The organism is Mesorhizobium sp. USDA 4775, assembly GCF_054062655.1.
The window spans coordinates 5,008,214-5,025,355 of the sequence record NZ_JBSSFM010000001.1; the positions used below are offsets into that span (position 1 = coordinate 5,008,214).

Annotated in this window: 24 protein-coding genes and 1 riboswitch; of the genes, 11 read left to right on the top strand and 13 right to left on the bottom strand. The window is 63.2% G+C overall.

What is annotated here, in order from left to right; translation table 11 throughout:
• Positions 1-9 precede the first annotated feature (9 nt).
• The 4 genes from ACVILI_RS24425 to ACVILI_RS24440 form a co-directional block, all read right to left on the bottom strand.
• Positions 10-1,026: an ABC transporter substrate-binding protein gene (locus tag ACVILI_RS24425; protein WP_240564518.1), complete on the bottom strand. Its 1,017-nt coding sequence runs from the start codon at positions 1,024-1,026 to the stop codon at positions 10-12.
• Entirely contained in the window at positions 1,019-1,786 is a 768-nt protein-coding gene (locus ACVILI_RS24430) for an ABC transporter ATP-binding protein (RefSeq protein ID WP_038647897.1), read from the bottom strand. The genes ACVILI_RS24425 and ACVILI_RS24430 overlap by 8 nt, the downstream gene beginning before the upstream one ends.
• Entirely contained in the window at positions 1,783-2,532 is a 750-nt protein-coding gene (locus tag ACVILI_RS24435) for an ABC transporter permease (RefSeq protein ID WP_236952006.1), read from the bottom strand. Before ACVILI_RS24435 ends, ACVILI_RS24430 begins: the two co-directional genes overlap by 4 nt.
• A gap of 115 nt (positions 2,533-2,647) precedes the next feature.
• Positions 2,648-3,256, bottom strand: a complete 609-nt coding sequence (locus tag ACVILI_RS24440) for a YkoF family thiamine/hydroxymethylpyrimidine-binding protein (RefSeq protein WP_038647899.1) — start codon at positions 3,254-3,256, stop codon at positions 2,648-2,650.
• Positions 3,247-3,360, bottom strand: a riboswitch (TPP riboswitch). (Overlaps the previous gene by 10 nt.)
• Positions 3,361-3,555: 195 nt before the next feature.
• On the opposite strand from ACVILI_RS24440, the gene ACVILI_RS24445 reads away from it, so the two are divergent.
• The gene (locus ACVILI_RS24445) at positions 3,556-3,864 is read left to right on the top strand and encodes a hypothetical protein (protein ID WP_019859280.1); all 309 of its coding nucleotides are present in this window, start codon (positions 3,556-3,558) and stop codon (positions 3,862-3,864) included.
• A gap of 80 nt (positions 3,865-3,944) precedes the next feature.
• On the opposite strand, the gene msrA is transcribed toward ACVILI_RS24445, so the two are convergent.
• The 3 genes from msrA to ACVILI_RS24460 all read right to left on the bottom strand — a co-directional run bounded on the left by msrA (position 3,945) and on the right by ACVILI_RS24460 (position 6,186).
• Complete coding sequence (msrA, locus tag ACVILI_RS24450; protein ID WP_019859281.1) at positions 3,945-4,463, bottom strand: peptide-methionine (S)-S-oxide reductase MsrA; 519 nt, start codon at positions 4,461-4,463, stop codon at positions 3,945-3,947.
• A 174-nt stretch (positions 4,464-4,637) separates the two neighbouring features.
• Positions 4,638-4,934 (bottom strand): hypothetical protein, encoded by a 297-nt coding sequence (locus ACVILI_RS24455; RefSeq protein ID WP_457102636.1) that lies wholly within the window; start codon positions 4,932-4,934, stop codon positions 4,638-4,640.
• Positions 4,909-6,186 (bottom strand): glycosyltransferase family 39 protein, encoded by a 1,278-nt coding sequence (locus ACVILI_RS24460; protein WP_457102637.1) that lies wholly within the window; start codon positions 6,184-6,186, stop codon positions 4,909-4,911. Before ACVILI_RS24460 ends, ACVILI_RS24455 begins: the two co-directional genes overlap by 26 nt.
• A 197-nt stretch (positions 6,187-6,383) precedes the next feature.
• On the opposite strand from ACVILI_RS24460, the gene ACVILI_RS24465 reads away from it, so the two are divergent.
• Entirely contained in the window at positions 6,384-7,091 is a 708-nt protein-coding gene (locus tag ACVILI_RS24465) for a hypothetical protein (protein WP_019859283.1), read from the top strand.
• A gap of 99 nt (positions 7,092-7,190) precedes the next feature.
• On the opposite strand, the gene ACVILI_RS24470 is transcribed toward ACVILI_RS24465, so the two are convergent.
• Positions 7,191-7,661, bottom strand: coding sequence for a GNAT family N-acetyltransferase (locus ACVILI_RS24470; RefSeq protein ID WP_027047051.1), 471 nt, complete (start codon positions 7,659-7,661; stop codon positions 7,191-7,193).
• 842 nt (positions 7,662-8,503) lie between these two features.
• Here ACVILI_RS24470 and ACVILI_RS24475 point away from each other — a divergent pair.
• Positions 8,504-8,710 (top strand): hypothetical protein, encoded by a 207-nt coding sequence (locus ACVILI_RS24475; protein ID WP_019859288.1) that lies wholly within the window; start codon positions 8,504-8,506, stop codon positions 8,708-8,710.
• Between the two features lie 587 nt (positions 8,711-9,297).
• Here the strand turns inward: ACVILI_RS24475 and ACVILI_RS24480 are convergent.
• The 3 genes from ACVILI_RS24480 to ACVILI_RS24490 all read right to left on the bottom strand — a co-directional run bounded on the left by ACVILI_RS24480 (position 9,298) and on the right by ACVILI_RS24490 (position 10,724).
• A complete protein-coding gene (locus ACVILI_RS24480; RefSeq protein WP_240564517.1) occupies positions 9,298-9,852 on the bottom strand; it encodes a terminase large subunit domain-containing protein in 555 nt (184 codons plus the stop codon).
• A 97-nt stretch (positions 9,853-9,949) separates the two neighbouring features.
• Positions 9,950-10,342, bottom strand: coding sequence for a hypothetical protein (locus ACVILI_RS24485; RefSeq protein ID WP_038647903.1), 393 nt, complete (start codon positions 10,340-10,342; stop codon positions 9,950-9,952).
• Positions 10,335-10,724 carry a hypothetical protein gene (locus ACVILI_RS24490; protein ID WP_038647905.1) on the bottom strand — a complete coding sequence of 130 codons (390 nt, stop codon included), beginning with the start codon at positions 10,722-10,724 and terminating at the stop codon, positions 10,335-10,337. Before ACVILI_RS24490 ends, ACVILI_RS24485 begins: the two co-directional genes overlap by 8 nt.
• A 330-nt stretch (positions 10,725-11,054) precedes the next feature.
• Between ACVILI_RS24490 and ACVILI_RS24495 the strand changes: the two genes are divergently transcribed.
• The 3 genes from ACVILI_RS24495 (at position 11,055) to ACVILI_RS24505 (ending at position 12,755) form a co-directional block, all read left to right on the top strand.
• The gene (locus ACVILI_RS24495; RefSeq protein WP_019859292.1) at positions 11,055-11,324 is read left to right on the top strand and encodes a hypothetical protein; all 270 of its coding nucleotides are present in this window, start codon (positions 11,055-11,057) and stop codon (positions 11,322-11,324) included.
• 115 nt (positions 11,325-11,439) lie between these two features.
• Entirely contained in the window at positions 11,440-11,745 is a 306-nt protein-coding gene (locus ACVILI_RS24500; RefSeq protein WP_019859293.1) for a hypothetical protein, read from the top strand.
• 257 nt (positions 11,746-12,002) lie between these two features.
• The gene (locus ACVILI_RS24505; protein WP_141700953.1) at positions 12,003-12,755 is read left to right on the top strand and encodes a hypothetical protein; all 753 of its coding nucleotides are present in this window, start codon (positions 12,003-12,005) and stop codon (positions 12,753-12,755) included.
• A 32-nt stretch (positions 12,756-12,787) separates the two neighbouring features.
• Here ACVILI_RS24505 and ACVILI_RS24510 read toward each other — a convergent pair whose 3' ends face one another.
• Positions 12,788-13,213, bottom strand: a complete 426-nt coding sequence (locus tag ACVILI_RS24510) for a DoxX family protein (RefSeq protein WP_038647909.1) — start codon at positions 13,211-13,213, stop codon at positions 12,788-12,790.
• A 226-nt stretch (positions 13,214-13,439) separates the two neighbouring features.
• On the opposite strand from ACVILI_RS24510, the gene ACVILI_RS24515 reads away from it, so the two are divergent.
• Entirely contained in the window at positions 13,440-13,808 is a 369-nt protein-coding gene (locus tag ACVILI_RS24515; protein WP_027047052.1) for a VOC family protein, read from the top strand.
• A 55-nt stretch (positions 13,809-13,863) separates the two neighbouring features.
• On the opposite strand, the gene ACVILI_RS24520 is transcribed toward ACVILI_RS24515, so the two are convergent.
• Positions 13,864-14,823: a prohibitin family protein gene (locus ACVILI_RS24520; RefSeq protein WP_081295932.1), complete on the bottom strand. Its 960-nt coding sequence runs from the start codon at positions 14,821-14,823 to the stop codon at positions 13,864-13,866.
• 839 nt (positions 14,824-15,662) lie between these two features.
• Between ACVILI_RS24520 and ACVILI_RS24525 the strand changes: the two genes are divergently transcribed.
• The 4 genes from ACVILI_RS24525 (at position 15,663) to ACVILI_RS24540 (ending at position 17,129) form a co-directional block, all read left to right on the top strand.
• On the top strand, positions 15,663-15,842 hold the full coding sequence (locus tag ACVILI_RS24525) for a DUF3606 domain-containing protein (protein ID WP_010910426.1): 180 nt from the start codon (positions 15,663-15,665) through the stop codon (positions 15,840-15,842).
• A 203-nt stretch (positions 15,843-16,045) separates the two neighbouring features.
• Entirely contained in the window at positions 16,046-16,501 is a 456-nt protein-coding gene (locus ACVILI_RS24530) for a GFA family protein (protein WP_038647914.1), read from the top strand.
• A 116-nt stretch (positions 16,502-16,617) separates the two neighbouring features.
• The gene (locus ACVILI_RS24535) at positions 16,618-16,854 is read left to right on the top strand and encodes a DUF982 domain-containing protein (protein ID WP_019859297.1); all 237 of its coding nucleotides are present in this window, start codon (positions 16,618-16,620) and stop codon (positions 16,852-16,854) included.
• 29 nt (positions 16,855-16,883) lie between these two features.
• Positions 16,884-17,129 carry a DUF982 domain-containing protein gene (locus ACVILI_RS24540; RefSeq protein ID WP_019859298.1) on the top strand — a complete coding sequence of 82 codons (246 nt, stop codon included), beginning with the start codon at positions 16,884-16,886 and terminating at the stop codon, positions 17,127-17,129.
• The last annotated feature ends 13 nt before the right edge of the window (positions 17,130-17,142 follow it).

Genomic DNA, 17,142 nt, shown 5'->3' on the forward strand with positions numbered 1-17,142 from the left:
CGACGCACCTCACCCCAGAGCTGAATTGCTGAAATACCCTGCAAAATCAGGGCGCTGCGTCAGAACCTTACCATCCGCGTCGCGCAAAATGCCCGCTTTGAAGAGATAGTCGCCGATGGCGTCCATCTTGGCCGGGTCCATCGTACCGATGGCGCCGTTCTCCGCGCGCAGATAGTGTCCGTCGATCAACGCCTTGAGCGATGCTTCGATCAATGCCGGATTGGTCAAGGCGTCCTTGTTGCCGGCGATCAGCAGCGCGGCGGCTTCGGCCGGATGATCGACGGTGAACTGATAGCCGCGCCGCGTTGCCTGGATAAAGGCCGACGCTAATGCCGGGTTTGCCTTGAGATAGGCTTCGCTCGACGAGATCAGCGTCGTGTGCTCGTCCGGCACGCCGTACTCGGCATAGACGAAGCTCCGCTGCTTGACGCCCTTGAGTTCGGCCTCGACGCCCTCCCAGGTCGAGACCTCGAGCGTGAAGTCGACCGAGCCATTGGCCAGCGCTTCATAGGCGGAAGTGCCGAGCGTCACCGTTTCGAAATTGCCCTTGCCGCCGTCGTGGCGGATGATGGTCGAGATCAGTGCGTTTTCCCAGGCGCTGCCGAAACCGCCATAGGTCAGGCCGTCAAGATCCCTGGGACTTTTTATCTCGCTGCGCGCCGCATTGAAGACCACGCGGCCGGTTTCGGACTGCACCACGGCGTAGACGGCCTTCAAGTCGGCCCCGCCGGTCTTCTGGCTGAACAGGCTGATGGTGCCGTTGATGCCGAAGTCGGCAACGCGGTTGGCGACCAGCGTGCCGGCGCCGGTGTCACTATAGGGTAAAATGTCGACCTCGAGGCCAGCCTCGCGGTAAAATCCCTTGTCGCGGGCGACGAACAGCCCGATGTGGTTGGTGTTGACAGTCCAGTCCAGCGCGACGGTGACTTTTTGCGTGGCGGCGAAGACGCGGCTCGCTCCAGCGATCAGCGGAAGACCGCTGGCGAGGGTGAGCAGCAGGGCCTGCCGGCGTGTCATATCAGTCATGGTCATGTCCTTTGGATGGTTGAGGGTTGAGCAAGATGTCGAGGATCTCGGCCTCGAGTGCGCCGGCCTGCTGCGCGGCGGCGCCAGTCGGATCTCGCGGACGCGGCAAGGGCACCCTGATCTCACGCAACACGCGGGCCGGACGCGCCGACAGCACATAGATGCGGTCGGACAGGAACACCGCCTCGCGCACATCGTGGGTGATCAGCAGCGCCGTCCAGTGATGGTGCCGCCACATCTGCTCGAGCCAGCGCTGCATGGCTGCGCGGGTCAATGCGTCGAGCGCGCCGAACGGTTCGTCGAGCAAAAGCATGTCGCGCTCCTGCACCACCGTGCGCAAAAGCGCCGCGCGCTGGCGCATGCCACCCGAAAGCTGTGCCGGAAAATGCCGCTCGAAGCCGGCAAGGCCGAACTCTGCAAGCAGCGGCGCGACCCGCGCCCGCGCTGCCTGGCGTCTGACGCCTTGCACTTCGAGCCCGAGTGTCGTGTTGTCGAGGATGCGCCGCCACGGCATCAGGGCGTCGCGCTGCGGCATGAATGCGAAATGCCGGCCATGGTCGTCGAGCGGCATGCCGTCGAACAACATCTCGCCTTCGCCATGCTCGGCACCCGTCAGAAGCTGGAACAGCGTCGACTTGCCGGCGCCCGAAGGCCCAAGGATCGAGACGAATTCGCCGGCACCGACGCTGAGCGAAATGTCGGCGAGCACGTCGAGCCCGCCAAACGCCTTGCGCACATGCCGCAATTCGAGCCGGCTCATCGCCCCGGCCCCTTCCCTGCCGGCTGACGGCCGATCCGTTCCCAGGGCATGGCGAGGCGCTGCAAGAGCGCCGTCAGCCCGAACAGGATCAGCGTGAGCGCGGCACTCACGCCGACCGCGGCCAGCACCAGATCGGGGCGGAAATTGTTCTTGGCGTTGAGCATGTAGATGCCCAGTCCCTTGGCCGCACCGGCATATTCGGCGAAGATGGCGCCGACCACGGCATAGGTGATGGAGATCCGCAGGCCGGCGAAGAAATAGGGCAGTGCCGAAGGCAGCCGCGCCAGAACGAAGACACGCCAGCGCCCTGCCCCCATGGCGCGCAGCATCTGGCCGATCTCCACCTCGGTCGCCTCGTAGCCCTGCACCAGAGCCACCAGCATCGGGAAAAAGGTGACCAGCGCCACCAGCATGATCTTTGGCGTCAAACCGAAGCCGAACCACAGCACCACCAGCGGCGCGATGGCCACCAGCGGCAAGGTCTGGCTGACGATGAAGACAGGAAACAGCGCGCGCCGCAGCGGCTGGAAGAAGTCGACCAGCATCGACAGCGCGAAAGCGGCGCCGAGCGAGCAGGCAAAGCCGATCAGCGTGGCGCGGATGGTGGGAACGGCGTTGTCGATCAGCGCCTCGCGATTGAGCATCGCCTGTTCGAAGACGCGCGACGGCGCCGGCAGGATCGTCGGCTTGATGCCGGAATAATTTGCGTAGAGTTCCCAGGCCACGAGCAGCAACCCGACCGACATCACGGCCGGTGCCGCCCTGGCGAAGAGACCCGCGAGCTGCCGCGGGCGGCTTGACGACAATGAGACCACGAGAGGACAACCTTGACCGCGCGTAGAGCAAGCGGGTGTTTCAGACTCAGACAGCGGTGGGGCTGTTGGCGGAAACCGTGACGTCAAGGGTTACGTGGCCCGCGCCCGGTCCGAAGCGGCAGAAGGCTTCGTTCAGCGCCGAAAAGATCGCGCCGGTATCGCCGCGCAGTTTGGTGCAAAAATTCTTGGAGCGATCGTAGACGCCGGACTGTTTCAGGAAATCGATGCAGCCATAGATCTCATCCATGTGGTCGCCGGTGCCCATCACATAGAGCGAGAACTGCGCCGCCGCCGGCTGGCCGGTGGCAGCAGCACTGCGCACGGCGGCGATGGCGGCTTCCTTGCGCGGCCCGAGCGGCCCGACAGGCCCGCCAAACGCGTCGGAGCGGCAGATCGGATCGTCCGGCTCGCCAGGACAGCCGCGCGAAATGGCGGCCGACAGCACGCAATGCTTGCCGCTCTGCGCCGCCGCCACGAACAGGTCGCGCAGCGCCGGGAACAACACTTCGGGCGGCCCGACCAGCAAGGTCGAGATGTCGTCGGTTTCGATCCGGAGCCTGTCCCGGTAGGGATCGAGCGCGCCGAGCGCGCCCAGGATGACGCCGACGAAATCGTCGGCCATGGGATATAGGGAAATCTGTGCGCCTGAAAACATAGCCCGCCTCGCTCCGCTGGTATTACCCAGATCAGCTTCTAGGGTCTGTGGGCTTGCCGCCCCCGTCTCAGCCCCGACCGTACGGAGCACCCCTGTGGATGGACGCGTTAAAGCACCATTCGAACGGAAGGGGAAGCCGTTTTTTCAGCGCACCGGGCCAAAAGCGTTGCACCAACTCTGGCCGTTGCGTGGACGCTGGCGACGCCGCGCAGTCGGAATTTTATGGGGAACCTTCGCCAAGCCGAGAGGTTGTCCCACCAGTCGCAACGCGGCGAGTTCACAGAAATGGAGGCAAAACCATGTTCATGAAAATCCTCGCAGCTTCGGCGTTCACCGTTGCGCTTGCCACTTCCGCGATGGCGCAAAGCAACACCGCAAACGGCATGGATGGGTCAGGCGGCAGCGGCCACTCAGTGACTGTAGACCCGAGCACGCCGGCTTCGCCCAATACGGTCGATCCGGCAATTACCAACAGCACCACCATCGCGCCGGGCGACATGAACTCCAATGCGGATCGGAATTGCCCGACCAACCCACAAGGTGCGCAGTCCGATGCCAACGGCAATTTGACGGCGCCCACCGTGAACGACAACAACTGTGGCAAGTAAGTGATTGTCCAAAAACAAAAAAGCCGCCGGACATCCGGCGGCTTTTCGATATCACTTCCAACGATGCTTTGTGCCAACCGTTAGGATGCGGCCTTTTCGCGAACCGGCAGTTTCCAGCCCGGCCTGACGAAGTGGCAGGTGTAGCCGTTTGGATATTTCTCCAGATAATCCTGGTGCTCGGGCTCGGCTTCCCAGAAGGCGCCGGCCGGCGCGACTTCCGTGACGACCTTGCCAGGCCACAGGCCGGAAGCATCGACATCGGCGATGGTGTCTTCGGCGACGCGTTTCTGCTCGTCGCTCGTATAGTAGATCGCCGAACGGTAGCTCATCCCGACATCGTTGCCCTGGCGGTTGCGCGTCGTCGGATCGTGGATCTGGAAAAAGCGCTCCAGCAGCGTGCGATAGCTGATCACGGCCGGATCGAAATTGATCTCGATGGCTTCGGCATGGGTGCCGTGGTTGCGATAGGTGGCGTTGGCTACATCCCCGCCGCTATAGCCGACACGCGTGGAGATGACGCCGGGATAGCGCCGTATCAGATCCTGCATGCCCCAGAAACAGCCACCGGCAAGCACTGCGCGTTCGGTCGAAGTCGCCATGTCACGTCTCCTCAAAAGGCAATTCCAGCTCATGTAGCGGTTTCCCGCCCGGAATTGCGCGGACAAAATTGGATTTCCCAATAGATGGGCATTGTCGTCCGCTTCGTCCAGTCGCGTGGAAACAACGCGGCCATGAGCGAACGATATCACGACGCGGTCGGGGATCGAACCGTTTCAGTTGCCCGGATGCAGGGTCCGGCTGTCGACGGCAAGCGGCGGATACAGCGTGCCGGGCGGAATGGCGGCAAAGCTGATTGCCACCGGCGGCGCCGTGCGAGACCAATTGAAAAGAACCGTCTTGACCGGGAGGTTGCCCAGCCATGTCTGCAACTGCGGCGGAACGTCATGCCCTGGCCAAACCATCAGCATGCCGTGGTCGTGCAAGCGCTGCCTGGTGATCCAGGGCGCGAACCGCGTATCGAGATCGGTGAAGATCGACGGCTTGTCATAGGCATTGAGGCCCGCCAGCATAGCCACCTGGGTATCGCCGCCGACAATGTCGAGCCGGCCGGGCGCCGCCGCGTGCCAGACCGCCTCGGCCTCGTCCGCGATCGGCTGTGCCGGCCAGCAGACGGCGTCCAGGCGCCCCCCGCACATTGCAGCCCGTCCAGCGCAGCGCCGCATAGGCACCCGACATGGTGAGGATGCAGAGGAACGCGCAGATCGCCAGCCTTCGCATCTCGATGGCGCCGAGCCGGTGGCCGAGAAAGGCGAGCACCGTGACGCCGACAAGATTGTACATCGGCGCGCCCCAGGACTCGCCGGTGCCGGTGAACAACGAGGCCACCATGATCAGGGTCGCCGGGCCGAGCCCCATCCACACGAGATAGACCAGAATGCCGCGCTCGACCGGCGCTTCTGGGGCCGGCGAGCGCCGCAACAACCCGGATATCGTCAGCACCAGAAGAAAGCCGGAGAGCCCGGCCATCTGGACGCCGATGTAGTAGAGACGCGCTCGGTTTTCGGTCACCCATTGGTCGCGGGCTGCGAAATAGGTCAGCGGCAGGAAATCGATGCGGTAGAGCGCGATGGCCAGCGGCGCGGCAACGGCGAGAAAGACGGCAAGGCCGAGCCATGGCCAGGGCGTCGCCAGCCGGCTGCGCGCGCGTGCGTCATACAACAGCCAGAGCGCGCCGAAGGCAAGCAGCAGGCCGGTGGAGAACTTGGCATAGAGCCCGACGCCCGACACCAGTCCGAGCGCCAGCCACCAGCCCGGCCCGCCGCCACGGCCGGCGCGCCAGAGCAACCAGCAAATGGCCGCCCAGAACGGCATCTGCGCGTAGTCATGATTGAATTGCGGGGTCGGCCAGCCGAAGAAATAGACCGACGGCATCAAAAGCACGGCGGCCAGCGCACGGCTTTGCCCGAGCATGTCGCGGGCCAGCAGATAGACCAGGATGAAGGTCGACGAGATCGTCAGCTGGGCAAGCATATATTGTGGCCAGCGGAACGATCCGGTCAGAAGATGGCTGGTTTCGAGCAGCCAGCCTGGAAGCTGCGGGTGCTTGTAGGTCAACAGCACCCATTCGCGGCCCCACATGAAACCTTCCACCACATCGCCGGGCGGGGCGGGATCGATCAGTGCCGGCACCACCGTCCAGCACAGGATCTGCACCAGGCACAAAAGCGCCAACAAATACCAGGGATGGCGGAGCAGGCCGGGCCATACCGATGACGAGTCAAGGCCGGCGGCAGTCAGCCCCGCCGGCTCCCAACCATCCATGGAGTCGTCTATTCCCACCATGCGGCGCTTAAACCACATCGTCCGGTTTGCCGAACAGCCCCAACGTCAAAGCTTACGAAAAAGTATACTTGCAGGCCATTGCAAGACCAAGATTGGGCAGGAATTTCGGCGCTCCGTTGCCCTCCCCCGGCAGAACAGCCGCCCATTTGATCCTGTCTGAACATCCCGGATATTCGATGCGTCACCAGCATGCCGTCATCCACCATCGCGCGCTCGACTTCTGGCTGGCACGCGCGGCGGTCCTCGTCATCATTTGTTTGCAGCTCCTAGTGATCAACGATCTTTCGTTCGGCCCGCGCTGGCTGGCGCCGGCGCTGGAGGCCGCCCTGCTCGTGCCCCTGTCCGTCGCCACCGCCTGGACACAGGTCGCCAGCCAGAAAGCGGTCGAGGAGGAGCACTGGTATCTGGTCGGCCGGTTTCGCGTCATCATCCGCAGGACCGCGCTGGTGATGACCGGCGTCGTCAGCATCATGAATTGCGGTTCGCTGGTGTTCCTGGTGCGCGCCTTGCTGGCGGGCCATGCCGGCTCCACCGGCCAGACGCTGCTCATCGACGCGCTCAACATTTGGGTCACCAATGTCATCGTCTTTGCCTTGTGGTTCTGGAGCACGGACCGCGGCGGGCCGCCGACCTGCGGCCTCGTCAATCGCGCCCATTCCGACTTCCTGTTCCCGCAAATGACCTTGAACGACCGCGAGATCCGCGACTGGCTGCCTGGCTTCGTCGACTATTTCTTCCTCGCCTTCACCAATGCGACGGCGTTTTCGCCGACCGACACCTTGCCGCTGTCGCAGCGGGCCAAGCTTTTGATGATGGCCGAGTCGATGATATCGCTGCTGACGATCGCACTGGTCGCCGCCCGCGCCGTCAACATCCTCGCCTAAGCCCAGAAACGCAAAATAGCCCTCCCGGCGAACCGGAGCGGGCTATTGGATGGTTTGCGACAGTCCCGAAGCTGGAGCGCGGGGTGGACGATCCTCACCTCAATCCGCGCCGAGGTCGCGTTCGAAGACCACCTGGTCGCGCAGCGGAATGCCGTTCACAGCCGAGCCTTCGGGGTAACCGGTCGATGGCCCGAACGCATCCTGCACGATGCGAGACATTCGAAAGCCCTGTCTCTGGTAAAACCGCAAATTGCCGATATCGGCCGCCGCGGTCGCCACGATCAGGCGCCGGCCGTGGCGCTCGCGGCAGCGGGTGACTGCCGCCGCGACAAGGGCGCGCCCCAAGCCCTCGCTCTGCCTTGCCGGACGAACGGCCAGGCTCTTGATCTCGAATACACCGCCCTCGCCTGTCTCGATGAGTTGCACGTGGCCGATGATCCTGTTGCCCTCCCGCGCGACCAGCACTTCGCCCTCATCGATATAGCTGGAAACCTGCATGGGGGAATCGTCGGCAAGGGCAAACAGCGGCAGCAATATTTCACGGTTCCCGTCATATCGTTCAATCTGCATCCGTAGCCCCGGGCTGGATCAACGCCGCCGCGATCTCGGCAACCTTGCACCGCGATATAGCAGTGGCCGGGCAGGAGCCACAAACGCAAAAAGCCCGCCCCAGCGTGAGCCGAGGCGGGCATTGGCTCGATCGAGCCGTCAGGCGCGAATTCTCGGACGCAGGGCAAGGCCTGGAGCTATTCCTGGACCGCGCCCCGCCGCGTGCAATCTGTCACCCAAACCAGCCAAACGTAAGGCTAACCACCAAGACCGCGATCAGGATCGAGAGCGGCACCGCCATGAACAGCCCTGCTTCTAATAATCGGGTTTCCCTGTCACTGAACATTAGGCCCTGCCTCAACAAGCTTCGCTCAGATAGAAGCTGCGAAGCCTGTTTCCGTTCCCAATACCGGCGACATGCGATCCACGTGCGATTTGGCTAAACGTGGCCGCCTGGAGAGCGAAATCAGTTCGGCTTCCCCAACGATGCCGGCCATGTATTTTGCAACGATACGGGAGGCCAGCGCATCATTCGATTGGTGCTCCATTCCGCCCCAACAAAGGCGTTTTGGGAGCAATTTCAGCGGAGGCTAATTGAATCGCTGTTTTCAAGGAGCGAGCAGCTGTCGAAAAGCCCGCCGGCCAAAGCCAGGGCGCCCTGCCCTTCCTTCGTTCGCATGTTTCGCTGATATGGGCGGGGGTGCATACATCTTCACCAGTCGGCGCTGCCATCCTTAAGGCCCTGCCGGTCAGGCCCAGTGGCCTTCCGCTGCCAGTCCCCACTAGCAACCAAGCCGCTGGGCCGCAGGCATGATTTGCGCCACATATGCGGCTTGAAGGCGCTGAACAGAAGGTGTTGCTCGATGCTCCGGACAGACAATGGCGCGGCGCTCAGGCTTTCAGATTTTGCCGATCCTAACGATGCAGTCATTGCCGCAATCGAACTCTATGGGCCGGAAGCGCAGACCGCAGCGGCTTACTGTGCCATGGAAGCACACTTCGCCGGGAGACTGGCCGATTTCCGCCTCTGGTGCGAAGTCTTTCGCGTCTTCAAAACCAGATTCCATTGAGAGGCACATATATCGAGGCCGCCACGGCCATCAGCGCGTTCGCGCCGTGTAGCCTGCCGGGAAGATAACGAAGCAATCATCGGCAATACCGAAGCCCGCTTCGCGGCCTTTCAGTCTTCCGTCGCCGGCCTGAACTTCCGCACGATCAGCTCGAACAGAATATCCGAAAGGCGGCAACGATCGCCGCGCGTTCCTCGGGCGAATAATGCGCGGCATCGTCGATGGTCATGAAGGTGACGTGACGGGTCATTCGGGGAGCCTTTGAAAAGCTTGGGTTCCTCGCCCCCACGAATGTGTGGGGGGGGTCCGAAGGACGGGCGAGACCCGCGGCTCGCCCCGGCAAGGTGGCGCGGCGAAGCCGCGACGGAGAGGGGGATGGCGCTAGCCTGGCAGACGAAGCGATTCCATCTGGCCAAGCCAGCACCCTACGAAGCCCCCTCTCCGTCCGCTTCGCGGCCACCTCTCCCGCCTCTGGCGGGAGCGAGGAACCCAGGTTTGAGAGGTCCCCGGCCTTTCGCTGGCTCAAGGCGTTCGAAGCTCGAAAAGCCAAGCAATTGGCTTTTCGCCCCGCTAAAGCGGGCCGCTTCTCACCCCTTCCCCATCCTCTCCACCTCTCCCGCCGACAGGAACAACAGCACCACGTCGCTCATGCCAAGCAGCGGCGTGAAAGTGACGATGGTGATCCCGCTGGTCGCGTTGGTGCGGGTCAGGCCTTCGGAATAGATGTCGAGCGGCGGCTCCTCGTCGAACCAGACGCCGTGCAGCGTCTCGCCCTGCCATTTCTCGCGGCCTTTCTCGAAACTCTTGAACGACAGCACGCTCTCGCCGGCCTGGACATCGCCCCCGCCGCCATGGCGCACCACCACGCTGTCGAGCGCGCCCGGCGCGCCGCGGCCCATGATGGTGTCGACAATGGCATCGGCCGGGATCATGCCGGTGCCCCAGGCCGCCTGCTGCTGCGGCGGGCCGACCAGCACGCGCTGCGGGTTGTCGCGCGTGCCCTCGCCGGTCACGCCGGCGGCCCACAGCCGCACGGGCGTGTCGAAAACCTTGCCTTGCCACCACGCGGGATAGCGGCCGGTCAGATGCATGGCCCATTCGGCGCCGCCGGCCCTGGTCTTGCCGAGCTGGTTGCCGGCCATGAACAGCCTTTCGCGGTTCAGCGCCCCTGCCGCGTGAAATTCGGCCTGGCGCCGATACGGCTTGTACGCCGCAAGCTGATTGCCGCGTCTGCGGCGGTCAAGCTCCGCCAGAAGCGCCAGATATTCCGTCTTCGCTGATATCGGCGGGGTCTTCGAGGAACGGCCTGAGGACGGTTTCGAGGCTGCGGATACGGCTGCGGATCTCTTCATCGCTCAAAGCGTCCAGATGGTTGACGGCGGCATCGAAATCCCTGGGCAACACCGACAGCACGATCTTCAGATACTGATCGGGCTTGTCGGCCCGCACCTCGGCGATGACGCCGGCGCCATGCGCGCGGAAATCGGCCCGCACGGCGGCGAGAAAATCACCGCCCAGCGTCTTCTTCGTCCGCTTCGCGCGGGGTTTTTGCGCAACCGCCGCGCGGCTGGGCTTGCGCCTTGCCGGCTTTGTCATGCGGCGCACCGGCCTGGCGTCGGCTTCGTCAGCCATCGGCCTGACCCATCGCCTTCGCAGCGGCATTGTTGGCCGCCTTGCTTGCCTTCGGCATTGATCCGGCCGGATTCCTCGATCGGACGGCTTTCTTCTTCATCCGCTTTGTCCGCTTGGATTTTGCGATCGCGGAAGGTTTTGGCGCGGCGGCCCGGGCTTTGAGCCGCGCCATGGCAAGCGACACCGCGTTGGCGCCGACGCCCGGTAGCTCGAAAGAAAAGCCGCCGCCAGCATCCCGCACCATGCCGATCAGCACGCCGGATGCCACCGGCTCGATCCGGCCCAGACGCGGGCGTGGCGCCGCACCCTCAAACGCGCCGATGGCGCTGACGATTTCGCGGCCGTCATCGTCGGTGATGATCGTGGCGTAGCGTTGGGTCATTGGATTGCTCGCAAAGGTCGCGCTCTACGGCCCGCCAGCGTTCAAATAGGCAGCCACAGCGCCGTCACAGAAAGGGGGGCAGAAACACAAAACCCGCCTCGGCGGGCGGGTCGTTGGCGCAAATCAGCACCATGGACAAATATGTAGCATGGCTGCCCTCACCCGGTCAAGGAAAAAATTCCTATATCATCAAAAACCCTCCTTCTCGGTCAAGCTCTGCGCCACTTATGCCCGCATTGGCTAGCCGGCTTTTCATCAGCCGGCAGCTGTGGGACCATCAGAATAAGCTCATGGAATGATTCGCGTCGTACGGCCTTGTAGGAGAGGACGATGGACAGGCCAGCCATGGCATCCGTCTTCAGGATGCGGCATGCTCCAGCCACGGTTTCCGGTGTGCGCAGCACCGGTCAGGGCCAGGCTGATCCGATGATCCGCGTGAACTCGCTTGGCGACGCGATCCGCTTCGTCGCCAACGCCTACCCCAACTACGACATCAGCGCCGTCGCCATCACCTGCGGCGATCCGTCGATCCCGCGCCTCGGCAGCCTCGAGGTCAAGGCGGTGTGGCGCGAATATGGCGAGCGCCTGACGCAGGAATAGGCCGGTAGCACGAGCCAGCGCCTGCCCGGCATCGCGGTTGAAACCGGCTCCGCGCCTGGCTTCGGATCGGAAACGCCGCTGGCGCGTTTCCTCTTTGGTCAATGGAGGGAACACCATGAACGTCGCCAATCTGCAACTCGAAGGCCTGCTGATGGCCGTCGCCTCGATCAACCACGTCCTGGTTCGCAAGGGGGTGCTGACTTCGGAGGAGATCGATATCGCGCTGCGCAAGGCCGAGGCCAGCGAAACCGGCGAGGAGCGGTCCAACGGCATGTCGGCGTCGAGCCGCGACGCCGTCAATTTTCCGATCCGGCTGCTGGAACTCGCCAACCAGTGCCAGCCGGAAGCCGACATGCCGTCCTTCTCGAAACTGGCCCGCATGGTCGGCCAGATGAAGGAACCCTACAACGATCAGATGTGATGACATCACGCAGGGGCGATTGAAATAGTTACGCTATTTGCGTTGCAAGAATTGTGCTCCCGCTGTTTCACACACTATTTTAGAGCGCCGATCATATTCGTTGCGCGCCTGCGGCACGCTTTGACTCTCCCCAATTTAAAGCCGAATTCTTTGGCGATCTCGACGTCGATAAGATGAAAATTGGCCTATGCAATTAAGAAAACCGCAACGCGGCAGCGATACTGATTGCAAGTCGGGCGAAGATGGGAGACGGGGTGTTGGTCGAGGACAATATTTGGGCGGCTTCGCTCGAAGTTTATATCCGCAACTGGAAATGGGTTGTCGGATACGTCTTCTTGGCCGGTGGACTAGCGTTGCTCAACAGGTTCATACACATCAACTCCGGAGCTTCAATCTTCGTCGGTGTAATGGTTTCGAGCTTCTTGGCGATTCCTGCTCACATCGCCGTTCTGACACAGCTTGATCCCGACCAGGTATCCGATTGGCTGAAGGAACGGCCCAAGGCATTCTTCACTTTCGTGAAGCGTTGCCTGTTGCTCGGCTTCCTCGGCGCGATAGGTCCACTTGCGTTTGGGATCGTCATGGTCATCGGCGGCATCCGTCCATCCGTCGCCATGCTGGCAGCACTCCTGGTCTGGGTTCTTTCCGGCATCGCCGCGTTCGCGAAATGGGGCACCATGTTGCCTGCGGTCATTGCCGATGATGACCAAACGCTTGCAGTTGCCGGCCAACGCGGCTCCAAAGTGTTCGGCTATGCGTTCCCGCGTCTGCTGATCTCGTTCGGCTTGCTTACGGTATTGTTCGTAGCGATATTGATGTTGCTGGCCTCTCTGCTGGGCATCGATCCAGAGGATTCAAGCCCCGCGTCTTTTATCCTGCCTGTCATAGGCGCCATGATCGGCGCCTATCAAATCGTGATGACATCAGTCGTTTTGTCACGCTCGTACCTCAGAGCACAACCGGCTGCACGCCGGATGGCGGATAAGTCCTTGCTGTCCTTTCGAACCTGACAAACAACGACAAGCTGTGAGGCCAGGCCTGCTCATGCCCTGCCCGGCCAGCCCAGGTTCAGCGCCAGTACCCTGCCCGGGCCATGCACGGCGGCAAACAGCAGTCCGGCCATGAACGAAAAATGGTCGACGAAGAAGCCGAACTCGGCCTGGTTGCCGGCCCAGTGGCTGGGCCCGTGGAAGGCGAAGCCGAGGAACAGCACATAGGCGGCGGCTATCAGCGCTGCCTGTGTAAAGAAGGCGCCGCTCAGGAAGCACAGCACCAGCGCCACCTCCAGGATCGCCGCGCACCATGCCAGGAACAGCGGAAACGGAAAGCCGGCGGCTGCGATGAAGCCTGCGGTGGCACCCATGCCCATGAATTTGAAGGTCACCGCCATCAGGAAGACGGCGGCGAAGATCAGGCGGGCAATGAGAACGGCCGCGGTCTGCCACGGCGATTGGGTGAAGTCCGACATGCTGTCTCTCCAGGGTTGCAATGGATATCGACCCAAGGACGAGCGACGCCGTGCAGTTCCGACACCGGCCCGGAATTTTTTGTCCGCAAACGCTGGCGCGACGGACGTCGGCACCGGTCCGGCGCTTGCCGACAGGAGGCCGTCGCCGGGCTGCAACCTTGCCGCGGGCTGCCTCGAAAGCTACCCTCAACAGGGGGGCTTGATCAGTTTGCGAGGAGAGCCAGCAATGGCGACGGTCCGGTATCTCGTCAGCGATGTCGAGTTGGCGATAGAATTTTACACCAGCCATCTGGGGTTCGCGCTGCGGCAGCAGTTCGGTCCGGCGATGGCCATCCTCAAGCGCGACGACCTGACGTTCTGGCTCGCCGGCCCGATGGCGTCGGCGGCAAGACCGATGCCCGATGGCCGTACGCCGCAGCCGGGCGGCTGGAACCGCATCGTGATCGAGGTGCAGGACCTGCCGGCGCTCGCCGCCCGGATGCGCGATGCCGGCGTGCCGTTCCGCAACGAGATCGTCGACGGCCCCGGCGGCCGCCAGATCCTTTGCGAGGACCCGTCCGGCAACGTGGTCGAGCTTTTTGAACCAAGGGCATGATTCCCTCCCGAAGCCCGCGGGATGATCATTTGGCCCTTCGTTGCCTCGCCTGGACCTAGTTCGCCACCGGCGCCGGCGTGCTGAGTTCGAGGAACGGCACCGTCGATCCGGGGATCATCGACTTCGGTAACTGCCCGTCCCACTTCTCGGCCTTGGTCAATTCGACCAGCAGCGGATTGTTGGCGAGGGCGGCGGCGCGCGCCTTGATCGCCTCGGCGGTCGCCTCGCCTTCGATCTTGGTCTTGTAGGCGCTGGCCTCGGCTTCCGCCTTCACGCTGTCGGCACGGCCCTTGGCCTGGGTGACCGCGATGTCGGCCTTGATCTTTTCCTGCTGCAGGTTCTGTTCCTGCTTCTGCACTTCCACCTGCGCCGTCATCCTTGCCTCGACCGCCTGCTCATAGGCGTCTGAAAAGTCGATGTTTTCGACCTGGACGCTGTCGATCATCACCGGGCCGTCGGTCACAGACGAGATGGCGTCGGCGACATCCTTGTTGAACTTGGCGCGGTTCTGGATCACCGACACGGCGTCGTACTGGCCGAACACCGTCTTGATCTCCTGCGGTGCCTTGCGGGCGATGACCCGGTCGGCCAGCGCTTCGATCGACCCGTAATTGGTGTAGACGTTGGAGACCTCAGCCTCCGGCACGTGGAAATTGACGGTGACGCGCATGTCGGCCGGCTGCTGGTCACGCGAATAAGCCTGCATGGCCGGCAAATTGCCGCAATCGCTCTGGTTCTCGCAGCCCCATTTCAACACCTGCTGGCGCAGGCTGATCTTCTCGACCCGCTGCAGCCAGGGCAGTTTGAAATGCAGGCCGGGATCGACGACCGAACTCAATGCGCCATTGGTCAACAGCACGCCGCGGTCGCCCTGGTCGATCGTGTACCAGGACCCCATGACGGCACCGACCAGCGCCAACACGATTGCCAGTGCGACAATGCCGCTGCCGATCGAGCGCGACCCGACGGCACCGTGCAGTTGGGCACGGTTCGAATTCCCTTGCGTGTCAGTCATTGCCAACCCCCGTTGTCATTGCCCGATCCCAGGATTGCACGGAATCATGCCGGCAAGATTGCTGAGATGTGGAGTGCCGCGGCCGTCCGCGCCAGTAAAATCGGATTATTTTCGGTTGCCAGCTGATAGCATCATCCTCTCCGGCCAGGGGGGAATCGACCATGGCCAAAAGCGATGACTATCGCCGCGCGGCGGCACCCGGCGATGGTTGCTGTCAGGATTGGCGGGAGATGCTCGTCCCCATGTCGACCCGCTGCTCGGCAAGGTCGAGGCCGCCGGCTGGGATCGCGGCCAGGCCGCGTCTCGCCGCCAGACTGAACGCTGACCGAGGCCGACGCGCCAGGCCCTTGGCGCCAACGTTCAACAACAATTTGCGATCCTGAAACTTGTCCGTAACCGGCAAAGTGATATTGTAGACATGGCTAATGTACAGGCATGTCCGGTGCATCCATTTGGGGGGGGTAAGTTTTGGGCGCGAGCGTCAGGTTCAGGACGGGGTCCTATCTGGTCCGGTCACCGGTCCTCGAGTGTAGCGGCTGTGGCGGCACCGGGCAGGTTTTCCAATGCCCACGCTGGACAAGCTCCAACGGGCTTTGCTGTCCCGCCGGCACGCATCAGCGCGGCTGTCCCGGCGCCAGCGCGCCTTGCGCCGAATGCGGCGAGGCCGATCCCCATGCCGCTGGCCCCGCCCCGGCCTGACAGCCTGCGATCCGCGTCCAGCAGGCTTCTGTCCGCCGTCTGCCATGGAACCAGCAGCGCCGATCGCTGTTATGTCTGATCGCGGCATCCTATATACTGGTGTTCCGCGACCGTGCGGCTGACAGAAAGCGAGGCACGCAATGCCCGACGACAAAACGAAGATCAAGCAGGACCGCAAGCTGGTTTCGAGCGAGGAGACCTATGAGGTCGCCGCCTTCGCGCGCAAATACGGCATCCCGCAGAGCGAAGCCCAGACCATCATCAAGCGCTACGGCCCGTCGCGCAAGAAGCTCGACAACCACATGGCCGCGCGCGGCTAGGCAGCGAGCCGCAACCATTTCGCCGGCATTGCGTTGAAGGATGCTGCGGGCCACATCGAACGGGTTGGTAGCACCAACCTGTTCGGCGGTACGATGAACCGGATTTTTTCCCGGTTTCTGACCAACGAAATGGCGAGCATCTGTTCCGCCCGGCCCCCGGCGTGCCAGACTGATGAAAGCCAGACCGAGGGAGGGCCGCGATCATGTCCGACACCACACGCAGAACCGGCAGTTGCCTGTGCGGCGGCGTGCATTTCGTCGTCACCGGCCAGCCAACACGCGTCGGCCTTTGCCACTGCAAGGACTGCCGCAAGGCCAGCGGCTCGGCCTATTCGGCCTTCGCCATCTGGCCGCGCGACGCCTTCGAGACATCGGGCGAAGTCGCCTCTTACGGCACGCGCAGCTTCTGCCCGACCTGCGGGGGCCGCGTCGCCTGGATCGGCGACGATGAAGTCGAGGTGATGCTCGGGAGCCTCGACGTCGCGCCGACCGACCTGGAGCCGCAATATGAATTGTGGATCAGCCGCCGCGAGACCTGGCTGCATGCCTTGCCCGGCACCGAACAATTCGAGCACGACCGGCCCCTTGACGGGCCAGTGCCGGAAGACGCCGCTCCGCCGCCACCGCGACCTTTGTCCGACGCCGTCGCGCACGACTGAAAATTGATCTTTCGGGCCTGGAACCCTCCCTTGTCGACGGCGTTATCCGGCGCCCCTCAAAGTACCGTTGTCCCACATCCGCGGTCACTGTCGGGCGACATGCACGGAGACTTCAGTTGAACGACAAGATGTTCCCCCGACCGATCCGCCTGAAATTCTCCCCCGAGCGTGAACGCGTCGTGCGTAGCGCCTGGGAGGGCCTGGAATGCCTCGGCGACTGGCCCGCCGGCCAAGGCCGGCGATACCGGGCGGCGCTGCGCAGTTGCCGCGATGCGCTGGATGGCTGGACGCCGCCGGAAAAGGCGATGCGGGCGATGATCGACGCAGCGCGCGAAGCCCGCATCCTTCAATAATAGCGGGAAAACCGGAGGTGGGAAAAACAATGGCCGAAATGATGCTGTCGACACCGGTGCGGATCAAGCCGCACGGCTCGGACACGATCCGTGAGGTGGCGACCCTGCAGGACGCCAGTGAAATCCTCATCGACTGGCCGCATGCCAGCCGCGGTCCTTTCTACCAGGCCGCACGCGAAAAGATCGAGGCGGCCCTGGAAGACAAGGACGGCGCGGCACAGGCGCAGGAAGCCTTCACGGCGCTGTGCGATCATGCCGGCGTGCTGGTCCGCTAACCCAAGAAAGCAG